Source organism: Leuconostoc sp. BM2 (assembly GCF_002095565.1).
Taxonomy (GTDB): domain Bacteria; phylum Bacillota; class Bacilli; order Lactobacillales; family Lactobacillaceae; genus Leuconostoc; species Leuconostoc falkenbergense.
Map to the genome: position 1 here is coordinate 1 of NZ_MOWQ01000131.1, position 432 is coordinate 432.

Here is a 432-nt window from a genome sequence, read left to right on the forward strand (position 1 = left end):
CCATGTCGCGATTACTGAGAACCATGCATTATCTAGTCATTAATCATCAACTGTATGATTACAAAGCTGTATCAAAGCACTAGTATTCTACATTTATAAGCCTAACATTTTTTAAAATCGATGTGAACACAGCGGTTTATTTAAGTAGTGCTAATTGTTAACAAAATTTCAAAATAAAAGAAGTCAAAAACCTTGAAACACTTGACTTCTGGTAGAAAAATGGACTATTTTTATTCAGTCCGTAAAATGAAAGTATAGGAGTATTTTTATGTCAATTCGTTATTCACAAGATTTCAAAGATTCAGTGGTTAAACTTCACCAAGAAGGCCGTTCACTCAAATCATTAGCAGAAGAATTTGGACCATCAAAAGATTCTATTGCTATTTGGGTTAAACAAGCTACCCCAATCATGATCAAGGGTCAGTCAAAGAC

At 32.9% G+C, this 432-nt stretch carries 1 protein-coding gene; it reads left to right on the forward strand.

Going from position 1 to position 432, the window contains the following annotated elements:
- Positions 1 to 268: 268 nt before the first annotated feature.
- Positions 269 to 432: transposase (locus BMG01_RS10820; protein WP_084939557.1), on the forward strand; the 164-nt coding region annotated here is incomplete at its 3' end.